Below are 17,058 nucleotides of genomic sequence, written 5' to 3' on the forward strand. Positions count from 1 at the left end.
CTATGCAAAGAAGAGAAGCATTAAAACAAACCGCTCTATTTGGCGTAGCTACTGCCTTATTTCCATCGTTATTGCAGTCATGCAAAGAGACGTCTAGGCTTAATTGGCAGCCACAGTTTTTGAGTGTAAAGCACGCCGAACTGGTTTCTAGTTTAGTAGATACTTTACTGCCAAAAACAGAAACGCCAGGGGCTTTAGAAATGAAAGTTGATATGTTTATTGACCTAGTTTATGGAAAACTCAATGGAGAGGCGGGTCAAGAAGAAATGGACAAAGGGATGGATGATTTTGACGCCAGATGTAAAGAGAAATTTGGTGACAGGTTTGCAGACTTAAGTCCAGAAAACCAAGCAGAATTCTTAAAGATGGAAGAAGCAAATTCTCCCAAATTTAATGGGTCTATCTGGGGAACTGCTGCTGGCAAACAAGAGCCAGTTGGCTTTTATCGAAATTTGAAATCAACCGCTCTTTGGGGCTATTTTTCTTCAGAAGAAATTGGCCTGAATGTATTAACTTATGACCCAGTTCCTGGGCCGTACAAAGGTTGTATTCCTTTGAGTGAGGTTGGGAATACGTATAGTTTGTGATGAATAGATAAAGAAAAAGCTCCTTAATGGAGCTTTTTCTTTAAAGTGATTTATGAAGAGTAAATCAATCACTAACAATAATCTTAGCTTTTTTCAAATAGCGAGCTATAAAGTAGAACGCTACAATAGCCGCGAATGCAGCAATGAAAAAGACCTTGTGCTCTGCTATATTATATAAGTCTGGGTTTCTGAAGAAATGCATGTAAAGCACTCCTAAACCTCCCAGTAGCCATATAAATGTGGTGTTGTATTCTTTGATGATAACACGGTTCCATTTGAAATCCATGCTGCTTAACGTGTTTCCTAAGCCTTTTAAGCTAGGCAGCCATCTGTTCACATCTTTGGTGTATTCGTCGTAACCTTTGCCAAATTTGTTCGAAAGAAAATCTTCTTCCGCCCTAACTATGGCTTGATAAATAAACAAGAATGCCGGAATAATTACCGCAATGAAAAGTAAAGAGTTAGAAGCAATTCCTAAACCAGCAAGCATCAAAATATTACCTACGTATAAAGGATTACGGCAATGAGCAAAAATGCCTGTAGTTACCAAATCTTCTGCGTACACACGTCTGTTCTTTCCTCCACGAATAATATAGACCAAACCAATAGTGGCAATACGCGTAGCTTGCCCGATAATGGCTACTATAAAGCCAATTATCATGGCAGTGTTAGGGTGCTCAAAAACTTGCGTGAAAGGAATAAATAAAAATAGATAGACTATAGGGAAAAGCCAGTTTCTATTATGATAAAGTACATTACCAATTTTGACCATGGGTGTTTTATGGGTTAGATTATTTTACGGCTACCATGCCACAGAAGTTATACCATTTGAAAAAGGTCTCTACGTATTCAAAACCTGTTTTCTTCAATAACTCAATGTTTTCATTCAATTTATAAGGAATCAAAACATTTTCAAGAGCTTCTCTTTTCTGAGAAATCTCCATCTCGTTATAGTTGTTTCTACGTTTGAAATCGTAGTAATGTTTGATAAACTGTCTGTTGAAAAGAGAGTCTTCTCCTAAAACTTTTTCTACCAAAATAAGGCAGCTATTAGGGTTCATGCTATCGTAAATTTCTTTCAATAAACGCTCTCTGTATAGCGGGCGGATAAATTGTAAAGTCAAACATAGAACCACAACTGAAGCATTCTCAATCTTAACAGATTGGTTCATGTCTTGCCACTCTAGCTTATATTCTCTGGTCATGCCCTGCTCTTTAAAATTGGCATCACACTTCTCTAACATTTCATTACTATCGTCAATACCCACAAAGGTGATACCGTCTGGCAGTACCTTGTCAAGGTTGTTTAAGGTAGTTCCTGTAGAACAGCCTAAATCATATACATTAGTGCCTTCTACCGCAAAATCCTGAACAATTTCAGTAATCATGCGTTGCATTTCAAGGTAGAAAGGAACGGAGCGAGTAACCATATCATCAAACACGGAAACTACATTGGCTCCGAATTTGAAATCGTGAGCTTTTAAGGGTTGTTCAAAAACTTTGTCTTTACCGGACATATTTTAGAGTATTGATTAAAGCCCAAAAATAAGGCTTATTGACCGTTTGTGGCAGTCTATTTTAGAAATGTGTTAATTTATAAATAAAAACAAGCTCTACATTACTTTTTTGAGCTATCCATTTTTATCTGAGAATTAAAGTCCATGTAATGCGAATACCTATCGTTTAACATCCAGAGAATCTGATTTTTGGCATCTTTTCCAGCTCCTCTGATAGCGTATGGGCGTACATTATCTTTGTCAGAGTTTGAGGTTATGGCTGTTTCTGTCCATGTTTTTCCTGCATCTGAAGATTCAGATTTAAAGATTTCAAAAACATCACCCACGGGTCTTGAATAATAAACGATGTTGGTGTTTTCATGGTCTAGGTAGATTCCGCCAGAATAATGTGGCTCTGGCTCACGTGTTTCTTTTGTCTTGTGATATCTCGGAAACCATGAACCAGCTTCTGATATTTTAGAATTTACCCATTTAGAGCCATCCCATCTGGCGTAGTAATATTGATGTTTAGATTCTTCAGGAAGTCGTGTATAAACCATTACCGGGTTTCCTTTCTCATCTTCTGCAATATCCCAAATCCATGCCCTGCTGGCATTATGACTTTCTTTAAACTCGTCTGGTGAGCTATACACCACGTCACAGTCGCCGTGTCTAATTGGAAGCGATTCCATAGTTCCTACCACAGTGCCGTCGGCTTTGTGAAATTTACCTGCTTTATATTTTAGGTAGTATATGCTATTTAAAGGCTCGTTTCTTGGGTGACCATCGGTAAATGCAAAGTTGATTTCGTCAATGCCGTTGCTTGATATTTTGACGTAAGGTCTTTTTCCGTTGTCAGAAAATGATTTTATAAGTGATTGAGCATTAGACCAAGTTTTCCCAAAATCATCGGTGTAAGCGAAAGTAGGTTTCCAATCACCACCACGCCAAAAAATATAGATTCTATTGTTTTCTTTAGAGAGCATGACGGGGTTTGTGTAACAAAACTTCATGGGCCCTTCTGAATTTTTTGTCAGCCTTTTTTGTGTCTCCCATGAGCTAATATCTTCTGGGTTTGTGGTGGTGGCGTAGGTAATGGCAGGTTCTTCTTCTCCTTTACCTAGTCTAGAGTGGGCAGAGAAAAATACCATCAATCTTTTATCAGGAAGTACTAAGAAAGAAGGATTGGCGTGGTCGTCTTTATCAAATTCAGGCGAAATATTCACTTCTTTGGTTTCTCCAGTGCTTTGATTATGACTGCCTACCATGATACTGCCGTCTGCAGCTACCCAGCCAGCATAAATTTTATCATTTATTTGAACGGCTCTGGGGTCTGAAAACCAGCACCATGCACCGTCATCGCTAAAGGTTTCAAAAGAGCTGGAATTTTGAGCCGTTAGGCTAAAAGAAAAGAGGATAAATGCTAAAATAGAAATTGAAAAAGCTTTCATTTATTTGTTAAGGTTGAATTGAAGCCCTTAAACTAAACTTTGTTTTTTGAATATTAAATTAAAGTCCACTTTTAGAGCATAAAAAAACGCAGAGCCGTTTGGCTCCGCGTTAATTTATGAAGTAGTTTATTTAAAACTTATTTCAGTGTTTTAAGCAAAGCTTCATTAAGTCTTACGTAATCCATGTTTCCGCCCTTTTGAGCAAGTTCCATAGATGCTTTTGCGGCAGCAATAGCAGCAGCTTTGTTTCCAGCTTTAGCATTTGCTTTGGCTAATAAATGCCTTACCCAGTAAGCGTCAGGCTGAGCATCAGCTGCTTTTTTAGCCCATTCTACAGTTTTATTGATATCTTTTCCGTTTTCATAGTAATATGAAGCGGCCGCAAAATACGGTTTGTTATCATTGTTCATCACTTTGTCAATCTGGCTCATGATATCAGCATCGATATCAGCTGAAACAGAAATAGTCGCCATTTTATTAGCCCAAAGTATATCAATGTCAGCAGTGGTGTTAGTTACATTGCTAACCATGATAGTGAAAGTTTCTACATCAAAAGGTAGGTTGATAGAGTTTGCAGTAAAGCTTGTTACTACATTTTCATCTTTGAAGTTGAAAACGCTTGTTCCTTCATTGCATAATAAAATCTCCCAAGAAGATTTAGCAGGAACAGCTATTACAGAGTATTTGCCAGCTTTAACAGCTTTTCCACCTACAGTAACGTCTTGGCCAAAAGTAAAAGTAGTAGGGCCATTAGCTCCTGTTCTCCATTTTTCACCGTAAGGTACTAAACCACCAAAAATGTTACGTCCTTTCATAGATGGACGTGAATAGTTGATTTCTATGCTAGAAAGAGCGAAGTCTTGCTTGATAGTTTGTGTAGTACTTGGAGCAGGTGTTTTAAGGTTTTGGGCTGATGCAGAAATAGAGAAAAGCACAGCAAAACCCAATAGTAATTTTTTCATCGGTTTTGAAATTTTGTTAAGTGTTTAAAATCAATTCAAAGGTAGCAATTTGGCGGACGAGGTTGCATACCCTTTGACATTAAATGATTTTTAAGAAATTATTCTAAAGCTGTTTTCTTAAAGTTTTAGCTCGTTTATCTTCTCCATCATGACTCCAACCCGGCGACTTAAAGATATAAGACAGTTTATCAGATAGTTTAGACGCTTTTTTCACATCTTGCCAAATGGCAGCATACTCGTGGCTAGCTACCTTTAAAGGCTGATGGGTTTCTATATTTACAGTAAGTCCGTACACCGGTTTTTCTTTTTCTAACTCTTCAGAAAAGGTGCCAAACAGCCTATCCCAAATAATTAAAACTCCAGCATGATTACAGTCTAAATACCTGATGTTAGATGCATGATGTACTCGATGGTGCGAAGGTGTATTGAAAATGGCTTCATACCATTTGGGTAGTTTTTTTACCAATTCTGTATGTACAAAAAATTGATAGAGAAGGCTAATTGAAATCATGGTGAAAACCATCAAGGGGTCAAAACCTAAAAGTGGAATCCAAAGCCAAAAGAAAAACTTATGGATTCTTTCGCCTACACCTTGCCTAAGTGCGGTACCAAAATTCATATAAATGGAAGAATGATGAGGCACATGACCTGCCCAGAAGAGCCTTACTTCGTGGTTTAATCTATGAAACCAGTAGTAGGCGAAGTCGTCCAGAAAGAATAGAAGAATCCAAGCCCACCACTGCCGCTGCACAATGTCTTTTAGCGGACTAATTTCATGTAGATAGTAGAAAGCCATGTAGGCCAATAGTTTTGGCAGAAACTCCACAATACTGCTGAAAATACCCATGGATATAGAAACCCAAAAGTCTTTTCTGTTGTAAAGGTCCGGGTGCTTTTCTTTCGCAAAAAGATATTCGATAGCGGCAGATGCCAAGAAAAGCGGAATGGCAAATAGTAGTAATTTGTCATTTTGAAGTTCTAAAAGGGCATCTTGAAAATTCATTTTTTGATAGGGTCTTTATCAAAAATAGAAATTTGGCTAGAAAGTACTCCGCTTAAAACCTATTATTTCCTATCAAATATCAGATAATAGCCGCCATCTCTTGGGTGACTGTTTTCGTCTCTAAAGTTTCCAATTCTAAGTTCGCCATTATCATCAAAGGCAAAATCAGTGGCGGTATCTAGCTGTGTTAAAAAACGAGTTTCACAATTCATTAAATTTTCTGGACCAGCCATTTTAGTACTTCCAATAGGTCCTGTTTCTATTTTACCTGCACGGTTTTTCTCGTCAAAAGAAATGACTTCTAAAGTGCCAAAATAAGAGTTGATTGCAGATTTTCCACCGATGGAATATTTATCGCCATCTTTTGCTACTTTAAGTGTTAAGGGTTCGTGTTTTTCCACTTCCCAGCCACAAGGTGTGTCAATGGCATCGCTTAAGAAAACGTTCTTTAAAACCCATTCTCCAGCTAAATCTTCTTTGATGGCTACTTCCGCTTTTTCGCAAGAATCTAGTTGTGTCATAAATAAACCGATGATAAGAAAAGCAACTTTATTTAACATGATATTCTATTTTTATCCTTAGACGCTTAGTCGGGCTAAAAGGTTGTATGAGGCAGTTTACTGATACCCCGCCGCTTGAAGATTAAAGAGTTCTGAATAGAAGGTTTACTAGCTCATTTAAATTATCAAGTAGAATAATTTTAGAGGAGGGGCAAGCGAAAAAATAAATTAATATAAATTGCATTATAATCATGAACTCAAAAATAATCCACTTAACAAGAAATGAGGAACCCACCTTTTCTACTTCTACTAATAAATTTTATTTTCATTTTTTCTAGTAATGCTCAAACTGAATTTAAAGAAATAGAATTAAAAGTCAATTATCATAACGGGTCCAGAACTGTTTGTGAAAACAATCATGTTAGTCTAGAAGTTAATAGTATTTCTGATACGCCTTATACTTGGGTGAAAAATGACATAGTATTTACTACTACTGGTGTACCTTATTTAGAAGTTTTGGAGCCCGGAATTTATTCCGTGAAGTTTAAGTTTGAAGAGATTTTGTACTCATCCAATAATGTTGAATTAAAACAATGTTATAGTAATACGGAGAATGCACCAAACACTACATTTTCAAAGCCAGAAAATACTGGTGACAAAATAAACTCTTCTCTTCCCAGTATTATTGCTGATATTCCAACAACCTGCAATAACCAAGATTCGGTAACCATGAAGATAGTACCTTCAAATCCATCTTATAGTTACCAATGGTATAAACAGAATACGTCAAATTATCAATATGAAGCTATACCAAGTGCCACTGATAGTACTTTGAAAACAATTGCTTCTGGAAGATATCAAGTTTCTGTTTTTGATGGGGTCAATCCTCCTTTTAATTCAAATAGTTTTTATTTATTATCAGAAGGAGTTCTTAGATTAAAGAATGATAATGGTGATCTTGTTGCAGACAATATTTTAGCATTAGGAGATACTTTGAATTTGTTTGCCGAATTAATCGGACCTGATTTACCTTTTGAGGCGAGGTTGGAAAATGGCAAAGGTAGTACGGGATTTACCATGACAGAATCACCTTTTAATTTAAAGGTTGTTCCGACTATGAATAGACAATTTACGGTCAATACATATTTTTCCCAAAATAGATGTGGAACCTTTTTGAACAGGCAAGGAAGCCGTCAAGTTGCTATAATAGACAATAGCACAAGCGTAAATATTGAATCGCCTGAAGATTTGGAAGTTTGTGCAGGAGAGACATTATTTATTGATTACAGCAAAATAGGAACATGGGATATTCAAAATAATAAAGTTAGTATGATTTTAGTGCCAGAAAGTGGGTCTGCTTATTCCTATGGAACCTCTTTTCAGAACCCTTTACCAATAACTGTTTCACCTAATGCGGAATTAAACACTCGATTTAAAGTCAGTGCGACTGGTATAGTGCCTTATTTTACTTCAGTTGAGAGTGCATTTAATTTTACGGTTACTGAGGTGGGGTGTTCTTCGGAGGCTATTATAAAATCATACGAAGGCGAAGCGAGTTGCATTGGGCTGAGGCTAGAAGCTTACCCTACTACAAGTGAAATTACCGGGGCTCTTTATCAGTGGTTTTTTGAAGATGAACCAATACCTGGAGCCATCAATTCATATTATTTTGCATATAATTCAGGAAATTATAAAGTAAGAGTTTACAATGAAAATGATTATAATAGTACATCAAGACCTTATGAAGTTTTTATCTTGCCCTTTCAAGCGGGAATAGAAATAATTGAAGGAAGTGGCTGTTTAAATGGCAAAGAAGTTATACTTAAGGCAAGCTCGCCCAACGCTTCTCACAGTTATAAATGGTTATACTCCGACAAAAGGAATTCTGAATACTCTGATTTGAATGTGGTGGATTCCGTTATTTCGGTGTCAATTTTAGGGTTCTATAAATTGGAGGTAAACAATGGTTTGTGTAGTTCTACATCTCCAGCATTTTCTTTTAGTAAAGAAGATCTAATGTTTTCAACAAAAGATGATTTTTCAACTAAGTTGATTGAAAAAGGAGATACGGTCTCATTGAAATTATTATTTACTGGTAATACAGGACCTTTCAATTTTACAATTGATGACGGAAAATTTGAAAAATCTTATTTCTCAAAAGTTAATCCAGCCATCATTAAGGTTAGTCCTCAAGCGTCTAGAAGGTACATTGTAAGTGAAATTTCTACAGGATGTGATTTTCTTGACAGGTATGATTTGACGGCAAATGATGTCCTTATCAATATTGAAGATCGACCTGCTATTAAATTAATGGAACCTATTAGTCTGGATGTTTGTGCTGGTGATATAATAGAAATTCCTTTTGAAAAAACTGGTAATTGGGGGGAGGATTTTAATGTAGTAATAGGTCTAAAGGATTTATCAACAAATATAACTCACAATTATTTTACTTGGGAAGATTCCTTAAACTCTATAAAACTACCAATACCTCCTCATTATGTGGTTGGTACTAAGTATAAGGTTATGGTAACAGGAAATACTATACCAATACTAAACCCAAGCTTTATTGAAAGTTCTTTTGAATTAAATTTAGTTTCTAATAATTGTTTTCCTTCAGAGGCATATCTTCGTAATTCGGGTGATTGCTCTTCTAAACCTAGCTATTCGGCTTATCCAAATGGTGGAAGTTATACATATCAATGGTTTTATAACAATTCCGTTATGACAGGGCATACCTCTGCATATTTGTATGATAGTAGAGTAGGAACCTTTAAAGTAAAAGTTACTAACTCATTAGGCCAAACCATTGAATCTAATGAAGTGGTGAGTGAGGGAAATATATTTGGTGAAAATGTTTATCCTTATTTAAGTAATTCAGGTTCAGCCCCCCTTTGTGATAACTCTGGGTCTGCTAACTATATATTAAATTATACCTCTTTAAATTCCGGGGTTACTTGGAAATGGTATGGGATGGAAAATTCAACTGGAGGGCTAAGGGAATTAGCTGAAACAGGCCCTAATTTAAGTATATCAAGTCCTGGTAAGTATAGTATAGTTTTAAAAAGTGGGGATTGCGAACGAGTTTATGAAACTAATACTTGCGAGACTCTATTATTATTTGACTCAATTTCAGTTTGCAAAGGACAAAAGATTTTTGCCAAAATGGAGGTGAAAGATCTGGTGTACCCATTCAGAGCAGATAGTTTGGTTTTGCAATTAGTGGATGTTACTGGCTCAACATTAATTGCTGATAGTTTGACGCTTATCAATAGAAATTTTAGTGCGAACGAAACTAAGTTTGACTTAGAGTTTATCTTGCCAAACTTTGTTTCTTCAGGAGACTATCGTTTACGAGTAATTCGAAAAAACGGCTTTATTGGTCCATTAAGTCATGGTGTTTTAAATGTAAAAGCTTTTGATAAACCGAATTCATTTATTCAATCGTCCAATGATTTTATTACGTCAGGAGAAAGTGTTAGCCTGTCAATTCAAAATTGTACCAATGGAACTATTCAATGGGACAATGGTTTTGACGGAACTACCAGGGTAGAGACGCTCTCTAAATCAAAAGCATATAAGGCCATTTGTAAAACAGAAAATTGTATATCAGATATAATGACCAAGCATATAAGGCTTGATTGTGATCCTTTAGAAATGAATGATGTCCATACTTCGTCTTCTAAAATAAAGACAATCAATTATGAGAGTGAAATTTTATGCATTGATTACATTGAAGATGAAGATTGGTTTGTTTGGATTTTTAATGGAAAGCCTTTTTATTTCAAAGTCAGCGTGTCTTATAGCGTTCCAGAAAACAATCGTTATAAGGTGAAACTGACTTACAGCGAAAATCAATTAATCTTTGAAACCTTAGAAACCACTTTAGGCCAATACTTTTATAATTCTATTCACATGTATGATTCTGATGGGGTTACATTGTTGAGTAGTGCCGTTAGTAATAAGCCTAATGGGTTCTCAAAAATCACCTATTCATTAATGGAGGAGTGTCCTGAAGTAAAGGATCTATATTCCACATTACTAGATATAGAGGAAAACGAAGTGACAAATCCAAGGGCAGAAAAAATAACTGCAACTAATAAAGTAAAGGATAGTTCTACCTCGGTTTTTAAGGCTGAAAATAATGTAATTCTCAACCCTGGTTTTGAAACGAAAATCATTAATATGGGAAGTTTTGAGGCGTCAATAGAAGGTTGTCCAGAATAACTATTATTGATACCCCGCCGCCTGAAGATTAAAGAGTTCTGAGTATAAAGCAGCATTGCCCATGAGCTCTTCATGCGTGCCTATTTCCAGCACTTTACCGTCTTTTAGTACCATGATTCGGTCCGCCATTCTTACGGTGCTAAACCTGTGAGAGATGATGACGGCGGTTTTACCTTTGGTCAAACCTATGAATCGCTGAAAGGCTTCAAACTCGGCTCTGGCATCTAATGCGGAGGTAGGCTCATCTAAAATCAACACTTTGGCATCTTTCATATAGGCTCTCGCCAAAGCTATTTTTTGCCACTGTCCGCCAGAAAGGTCTTTACCGTTTTTGAAACGTCTTCCTAGCTGCTGGTCTAAGCCAGATGGCATTTCGTCAATCACCTGATTTGCCAAACTTTTTTCAGCCGCGTTTTCTAATTGATTTACATTTTCTATTTGGTCAATTTTCCCAACCGCTACATTTTCTCTAATAGTCAGTTCATATTTGACAAAATCCTGAAAAATCACTCCGAAATATTGCTGATAAGCTGCTCTGTCGTACTTTTTGATGTCAATTCCTTCTAGTAAGATTTGACCCTCCGTAGGGTCGTAAAATCGTAGAAGAAGTTTTATCAAAGTCGTTTTTCCTGCTCCATTTTCTCCTACAAAAGCCAGTTTCTCATTAGCAAGTAATTTGAAGTTGATACCTCTCACCACCCATCTTTCTGAGTTTGGATAATGAAAACCTACATTTTTAAACTCGAAACCTGTTTTGATTTCCTTAGGTAAGGGTAAATGTTCATCATTGCCAGTCTCCTCATTTTTAATGTCTAAAAACTCAAAGTAGTCTTTTAAGTAAAGAGAGCTTTCTGTGATTTGCGTGAAACGCGTAAAAAAGCCCTGTAATTTATTACGTAGGCTGCTAAATGAACCTGACAGGAAAGTTAAGTCGCCAATGGTTAGTACGCCAGCCACAGTTCTCATAAGAATTAAAACATAGGCTCCGTAATAGGCTCCTGTGCCCAAAACATTAAATGCCGAACCCCAAGAGGCTCGCTGAATAGACAATTTTTTGTTGGCTTCGTAATATTTGTCAGACAAGATTTTAAATCGATTTGCCAGATAATCTGCGAGTCCAAAAAGCTTAACTTCTTTGGCGGTAACGTCAGAAGCACCTGCATAGCGGAGGTAGTCTAATTCACGGCGTTCAGATGTCCAGCTACGCGATAAGGAATAACTGGTGCCACTAAATTTGATTTCGTTGATAACCGTCGGAATAATGGAAACTATAAGTAGCACAATGAGCCAAGGCTCAAAAACCACTAAACCTGTTAGCAGAGAAACAATGACAATGACATCCTGTGTTTGCGTCAAAATATTTGACATTAAACCCACTCTGTTGGTGGTTTGGCGTCTAGCCCTTTCTAGTTTGTCGTAAAACTCAGCGTCTTCTAATTGTTCTAAATTTAGCTCTGCAGTCTTTTGAATAAGTTCTACAGATGATGCATTAGAATATTGGTCGCCTAAAAGTGCATCGGTAAGGTTAACACCTCGTTTTAAAAGGTCAGACAGTACGGCAAGACCTAGCTCAATACCCACCAAAATCCAAAGCTGTTTCAGGTCTTTTTCCGTGAGACTTACTTGCAAAATAACTTCGTCAATAATCATTTTACCTACCCAAAGCATCAAAACTGGCGTAACGGCATCAATGAGCCTTGAAAGAATATTGAAGAAAAAAAGCAAAGGACTTACTTCCCTTACTTTCTTAAAAAATCTGGGAACGTACCGTAAAGCTTCAAAGCTTTCTTTGAAGTTGAAGGTTTTCGGTTTTAATGTTTTTAGTGCAGGAGGAGCCATAGGAAATTAGAACCATCTTTTTTCCTTAAAAATTCGGAATGAAGATATTAAGCATGTTTGGATATGTATAGAAATAGCCTAACTGTGGTTCATGTTTTTTAAGAATATATTGATATCCTAACAAGCCAATATAAAAAGACTACCTTTCGGCGGTTGCTAAGGCAAAGTCCTACGTCTGATTCCTGCAAATTTTAATGGCCAGGTTGAGGAAAGATTAAACCATAGGTTCTTAATCTAAACTCGTAAAATATGAATCAAGATATGATTTCAAGAAGTAATAATTTACCGTTTTTGGCACTATTGAAAAATGGAAAGTCTGTTTTTAATAAAACCATTCTGCTTTTTCTATTTCTAAGCCAGAGTTTTTTAACAATGGCCACAGTATGGCACATAAAACCCACAGCCTCTGGTAATGCATCTGGTACTAGCTGGGCTAACGCTTCTGATAGTTTACAAGTTATGATGGATGCCGCCTCTGACGGAGACACTATTTGGGTAGCCGCGGGCGTCTATTTGCCTACTTCCCCGCCAGATGATGTTTCTACTGATAATCGTGATAAAAGTTTTCATTTATCTAAAAATATGAAAATTTATGGAGGTTTCGCCGGCACAGAAACCACGCTTTCAGAACGGGATTGGAAGATAAATGAAACCATATTTAGTGGTGATTTCGGTAACGATGATGAGATTAGCGGCATAGGTGCTAGTCTTCTTATAAGCAATACTACCGAAAATGCTTATCATGTTTTTATGGTAACTACCGCTACTTCACCCATTTTAGATGGTTTAACCATAAAAGGAGGAAATGCCAATGGTTCTGGTACAATGTACCTGAACGGCAACTCGTTTTTTAGGTCGCTTGGAGGTGGAATTTGTGTAAGATTTGGAAATATACAATTGTCCAATTTGAAGATAATGAACAATTCGGCCGGCAGCGGCGGTGGTTTATATCTTGATGCAAACGCACGTACGGTAATGACAAACGTAAATATCGAAAAAAATGTAAATAGTGGATTAACTGCTACCTCCCAAATAACGCTCTCTAATTCTACCATTTCAGGTAATAAGGGTCGTGGAATTGACGTCGGTGGACTCAATAATTCTATCATTCGAAATTCAGTGTTTTCATTCAATTCAAACTCTGGGATTTATACTAACAGAAATACGACTATAGCCAACTGTACTTTTTACGAAAATTCAGCTGCTTATGGTGGTGGCATATCTATTGAGCAATCATTTGGTTCAATCATAAAAAACTGTATTTTTTGGAACAACTATGCCTCAAATAGTAACGGAGCAGAAAATTCAGATGTTTCTTCAGACAATGCACCAACAGTAGAATATTGCCTTATGCAGCTAGGAACTTATTGGGGTGCGGGTACAGGGAGCATCACAAATCAAAACCCGCTTTTTGTCAATGCCGAGCAGGGAGACTTTAGGCTTTTGTCAGGTTCACCTGCTTTGGATGCAGGGGATAATAATGCTTGGACAGCCACTGGCTTAAGTACGGATATTGCAGGAAATTTACGCCCACAAAACACCACCGTAGACATGGGAGCCTATGAAGGCATAACCATACCAGCTATTATTTATGTAGATAGCAGTGCCACCAGCGGTATGAAAAACGGTGCTTCTTGGGCAAATGCCTATATAGAATTGCAAGATGCTATTGACAATCCTTATGGAACTACGGAAATATGGGTGGCCCAAGGAACTTACCTACCCACCAAAGACCATACAGGCAATGCCTCACCAACAGACCCACGCGATAAAAACTTTCATATGGCAGCTGATATGCAGCTTTACGGTGGCTTTACAGGAACGGAAACGGAGCGTTCTCAAAGAGGTTGGAAGGCAAATCTTACCATCTTAAGTGGAGATTTTATTGCGAATGATGTAGTAACAGGAAGTGGCAGCACGCTGGATATTACGGGGGATAACGAAAATGCTAATCATGTACTCATTACAGCCAATCTCAGCTCTGCCGCTATTTTAGATGGTTTTCACATTCGGGGTGGCAATGCGTATTATTTGGAAAATTCACCATTAGCTTATGCTGGAAAAGTCTTTGCATCCATTGGTCATGGCGGAGGTATGTATAATGTATCTTCTTCACCGCTTATAAAGAACATCACTTTTTATGGGAATCAAACCTTCAACCGAGGTGCGGGAGTCTATAATGAGGAGAACTCTTCTCCGAAGATAATGAATATTCATTTTTTAAATAATAAAGGGTATATTGTAGGAGGTATTTATAATTTTGATTCTTCTCCAAGTATAAGCAATGCTACTTTTCAAGGAAATTCAGCAGTTTACGGAGGAGGGCTTTATAATTCTTTTTCTTCTCCAAGTATAAACAATGCTACCTTTCAAGGAAACTCAGCAACAGATTACGGGGGTGGGCTTTATAATTCTTCTTTGGCAATTAGTCATTCCTTAATTCCTGAGTCTGATTCCACCGCACTGAGTACTAATTCAAATGGGGGGATTTGTAGTATTAACAATATGGTTTACAACCAAAACCCACAATTCACAGACGCCGCCAATGGCGATTTAAAGTTAAGTCGTTGCTCCTCAGCCATAAATACTGGAGACAATGCCGCATGGACTGCCACAGGCCTTTCTACTGATGTGGTAGGAAATACGAGGCCTTTTGGGGCTAGTTTAGTAGATATGGGGGCTTATGAATATCAAGGAAATAATCCATTTACCAATGCCATTTATGTAAAACACAATGCCACTGGCGATAACGATGGAAGCACCTGGGCCCATGCCTATAAAGACCTGCAAAATGCCATAGATAATCAATGTGGCAGTTTGCCTATCTGGGTGGCGGCAGGCACCTATTTACCCAAAGACGCACCAGATGGAACTACGTCCACTGGCCTTATGGACAGAAATAATGCCTTTCATTTAGCCATGGATATGAAAATTTACGGAGGTTTTAAGGGCACAGAAACTTTGTTTTCTGAGCGGGATTGGAAAGCGAATCTTACCAACCTAAGCGGAGACTTTAATGGAGATGATATAGTTTCAGGAAGTGGAGCAACACTTTCCATCACAAATAATACCGAGAATGCCTACCATATAATGATAACAGCTAATTTGACATCTGCTGCTATTATTGATGGTTTTCAGTTTAATGGAGGGAATGCAAACGGAGTGCATCCTGCCCGAATAACTTATCAATCGAGTTCCATACCAGCAGAAGCTGGCGGTGGATTGTATAACCAATCTTCCAATCCTCGCATTAATCACGTATTATTTTTAAGAAATTATGGCCAATATGGCGGTGGTCTATACAATTCGGGAACAGTAGAGTTAACAAACAGCAATTTTATCGAAAACCTGGCAGAGCAGGGAGGTGGCTTATTTAATCAAAACGCAGATTCAAAAATCAGCAATTGTACTTTTTCTGGTAATTCTGCTTCTAACTGGGGTGGCGGAATGGTGATTTGGGATTCTTCTCCTGAAATTAACAACAATACCTTTGTGGGTAATTCGGCTGGCTCATCTAGTGGGGGTGGTGCAATACTAAACTACAATGAATCCATTCCAATTATCACCAATAATATTTTTTGGGAAAATGTTAAAAATGGAGCTTCAAATTCACAAGGGGCAGATATTGCAAATAGTAATGAAACACCGTCACCTTTAGTTACCTACAGCGTAACCCAGGAAAATAGCCTATACAGCACAGGGACAGGCATTATCAATAACCAAAACCCACAATTCGTAGATGCCGCCAATGGTTTTCTGCAATTAAAATGCTACTCTCCGGCCATAAATGCCGGAACTGCCACAGGAGCACCCGCGGAAGACATCACTGGCTTCACCAGAGTAGAGCTTCCAGATATGGGTGCCCATGAGTATGGCCAGGCAGTGGTAGATATTCAAATACCCGATGGTGCTAACCCAAGCCTGAGTGGAATCCCCATTTTAAAAGCCAGCAGCCAAATCTTTAACACCAATAATGTGCTTTATCAAGGCAGCAATAATGTGCAGCTCTTGCCCGGTTTTTCGGTAGCACCAATTAATGATGGTGCAGCCACTGTTTTTCGGGCGGAGATAGGGGGTGGGTGTCCTTAACCCTCTAATTCCTTCAAATATGGAGCAGAACTTTGAGCACCCATTTTGGTGACAGAGATAGCTGCTGCTTTATTGGCAAATGTGATGGCGTCTTTCCAAGTTTTATTTTGAGCTAAGGAAAGAGTCAGTGCACCGTTAAAAACATCACCAGCGGCGGTGGTGTCAATGGCTTTTACGGGCTCACTTTTCACCACGAAACTTTCATCTTTTGAAGCATAAAAAGCACCTTCTTTGCCTAAGGTAATTATGACGTTCTCAACGCCTTTTTTTAGTAAAATAGTTGATGCTTCTAGGCACTTTTCAGGAGAGTCGGGGTAAATGCCAGTCAATAGCTCTGTTTCTGTTTCGTTAGGGGTAATTAGGAATAAACCTTCTAAAATTTCAGAAGATAGCTCCCTGGCAGGTGCAGGATTAATAATTAGCCTTTTCTTGTATTTTTTAGCCATTTTTACCATAGCCTCCGTGGCTTCTATCGGCGTTTCTAACTGAGTTAAAATGATTTCAGTTTGTTCAAAAACAGAAGCTAATTCCAACACCTTTTCTGCATTTAGAGTAGCATTGGCTCCTGGAGCTACTACTATGGTATTTTCTGCATTTTCATTGACCGTAATAACGGCTACACCAGAAGGCTGACTATCGTCCAAAGTAATAAAAGAAGTATCAATCTTATCTTTCTTAAAACCTTCCAGAGCCTCTTTCCCGAAAACGTCATTTCCTAAATTACACACAAAGGTTACTGCCCCACCTAAGCGGGCACATGCCACCGCCTGATTTGCTCCTTTGCCACCAGGGAAAAGGAAAAAATCTCCTCCTAAAATGGTTTCGCCAGGCTTAGGGAGTCTACTTGTTTTTACCACCATATCGGTGTTGGCACTGCCTATAACTAATATTTTATGACTTTCCATAT

11 protein-coding genes are annotated in these 17,058 nt (G+C 37.9%); 3 read left to right on the plus strand and 8 right to left on the minus strand.

The window, feature by feature from the left end; translation table 11 throughout:
• Nucleotides 1-2: 2 nt before the first annotated feature.
• Nucleotides 3-587, plus strand: a complete 585-nt coding sequence (locus tag AC0L6O_RS03230) for a gluconate 2-dehydrogenase subunit 3 family protein (RefSeq protein ID WP_473306289.1) — start codon at nt 3-5, stop codon at nt 585-587.
• Nucleotides 588-651: 64 nt separating this feature from the next.
• On the opposite strand, the gene AC0L6O_RS03235 is transcribed toward AC0L6O_RS03230, so the two are convergent.
• From AC0L6O_RS03235 to AC0L6O_RS03260, 6 genes are all read right to left on the minus strand, one after another.
• On the minus strand, nt 652-1,359 hold the full coding sequence (locus AC0L6O_RS03235; RefSeq protein WP_473306290.1) for a methyltransferase family protein: 708 nt from the start codon (nt 1,357-1,359) through the stop codon (nt 652-654).
• Nucleotides 1,360-1,378: 19 nt separating this feature from the next.
• Nucleotides 1,379-2,104, minus strand: coding sequence for a carboxy-S-adenosyl-L-methionine synthase CmoA (gene cmoA, locus AC0L6O_RS03240; RefSeq protein ID WP_473306292.1), 726 nt, complete (start codon nt 2,102-2,104; stop codon nt 1,379-1,381).
• Between the two features lie 101 nt (nt 2,105-2,205).
• A complete protein-coding gene (locus tag AC0L6O_RS03245; protein ID WP_473306294.1) occupies nt 2,206-3,534 on the minus strand; it encodes a BNR-4 repeat-containing protein in 1,329 nt (442 codons plus the stop codon).
• A gap of 137 nt (nt 3,535-3,671) precedes the next feature.
• On the minus strand, nt 3,672-4,496 hold the full coding sequence (locus AC0L6O_RS03250; RefSeq protein WP_473306295.1) for a DUF2911 domain-containing protein: 825 nt from the start codon (nt 4,494-4,496) through the stop codon (nt 3,672-3,674).
• Between the two features lie 103 nt (nt 4,497-4,599).
• Nucleotides 4,600-5,499: a sterol desaturase family protein gene (locus AC0L6O_RS03255; RefSeq protein ID WP_473306296.1), complete on the minus strand. Its 900-nt coding sequence runs from the start codon at nt 5,497-5,499 to the stop codon at nt 4,600-4,602.
• 62 nt (nt 5,500-5,561) lie between these two features.
• Complete coding sequence (locus AC0L6O_RS03260) at nt 5,562-6,059, minus strand: META domain-containing protein (protein ID WP_473306297.1); 498 nt, start codon at nt 6,057-6,059, stop codon at nt 5,562-5,564.
• Nucleotides 6,060-6,281: 222 nt separating this feature from the next.
• Between AC0L6O_RS03260 and AC0L6O_RS03265 the strand changes: the two genes are divergently transcribed.
• A complete protein-coding gene (locus tag AC0L6O_RS03265; protein WP_473306299.1) occupies nt 6,282-10,223 on the plus strand; it encodes a 3-coathanger stack domain-containing protein in 3,942 nt (1,313 codons plus the stop codon).
• A gap of 3 nt (nt 10,224-10,226) precedes the next feature.
• Here AC0L6O_RS03265 and AC0L6O_RS03270 read toward each other — a convergent pair whose 3' ends face one another.
• Complete coding sequence (locus AC0L6O_RS03270; RefSeq protein WP_473306300.1) at nt 10,227-12,062, minus strand: ABC transporter ATP-binding protein; 1,836 nt, start codon at nt 12,060-12,062, stop codon at nt 10,227-10,229.
• A gap of 249 nt (nt 12,063-12,311) precedes the next feature.
• Here AC0L6O_RS03270 and AC0L6O_RS03275 point away from each other — a divergent pair, with 249 nt between their 5' ends.
• Nucleotides 12,312-16,151 carry a choice-of-anchor Q domain-containing protein gene (locus AC0L6O_RS03275; RefSeq protein WP_473306302.1) on the plus strand — a complete coding sequence of 1,280 codons (3,840 nt, stop codon included), beginning with the start codon at nt 12,312-12,314 and terminating at the stop codon, nt 16,149-16,151.
• Here the strand turns inward: AC0L6O_RS03275 and rbsK are convergent.
• Nucleotides 16,148-17,056: a ribokinase gene (gene rbsK, locus AC0L6O_RS03280; protein ID WP_473306304.1), complete on the minus strand. Its 909-nt coding sequence runs from the start codon at nt 17,054-17,056 to the stop codon at nt 16,148-16,150. The two genes, AC0L6O_RS03275 and rbsK, sit on opposite strands and share 4 nt — an antisense overlap.
• Nucleotides 17,057-17,058 lie beyond the last annotated feature (2 nt).

The sequence above is a fragment of the Arcticibacterium sp. GJ41-1 genome (assembly GCF_055808875.1).

Bases quoted from the DNA above. Each gene is read 5' to 3' on its own strand.
- AC0L6O_RS03230 (WP_473306289.1), top strand. From the start codon at position 3: ATGCAAAGAAGAGAAGCATTAAAACAAACCGCTCTATTTGGCGTAGCT.
- AC0L6O_RS03235 (WP_473306290.1), bottom strand. From the start codon at position 1,359: ATGGTCAAAATTGGTAATGTACTTTATCATAATAGAAACTGGCTTTTC.
- cmoA (WP_473306292.1), bottom strand. From the start codon at position 2,104: ATGTCCGGTAAAGACAAAGTTTTTGAACAACCCTTAAAAGCTCACGAT.
- AC0L6O_RS03245 (WP_473306294.1), bottom strand. From the start codon at position 3,534: ATGAAAGCTTTTTCAATTTCTATTTTAGCATTTATCCTCTTTTCTTTT.
- AC0L6O_RS03250 (WP_473306295.1), bottom strand. From the start codon at position 4,496: ATGAAAAAATTACTATTGGGTTTTGCTGTGCTTTTCTCTATTTCTGCA.
- AC0L6O_RS03255 (WP_473306296.1), bottom strand. From the start codon at position 5,499: ATGAATTTTCAAGATGCCCTTTTAGAACTTCAAAATGACAAATTACTA.
- AC0L6O_RS03260 (WP_473306297.1), bottom strand. From the start codon at position 6,059: ATGTTAAATAAAGTTGCTTTTCTTATCATCGGTTTATTTATGACACAA.
- AC0L6O_RS03265 (WP_473306299.1), top strand. From the start codon at position 6,282: ATGAGGAACCCACCTTTTCTACTTCTACTAATAAATTTTATTTTCATT.
- AC0L6O_RS03270 (WP_473306300.1), bottom strand. From the start codon at position 12,062: ATGGCTCCTCCTGCACTAAAAACATTAAAACCGAAAACCTTCAACTTC.
- AC0L6O_RS03275 (WP_473306302.1), top strand. From the start codon at position 12,312: ATGAATCAAGATATGATTTCAAGAAGTAATAATTTACCGTTTTTGGCA.
- rbsK (WP_473306304.1), bottom strand. From the start codon at position 17,056: ATGGAAAGTCATAAAATATTAGTTATAGGCAGTGCCAACACCGATATG.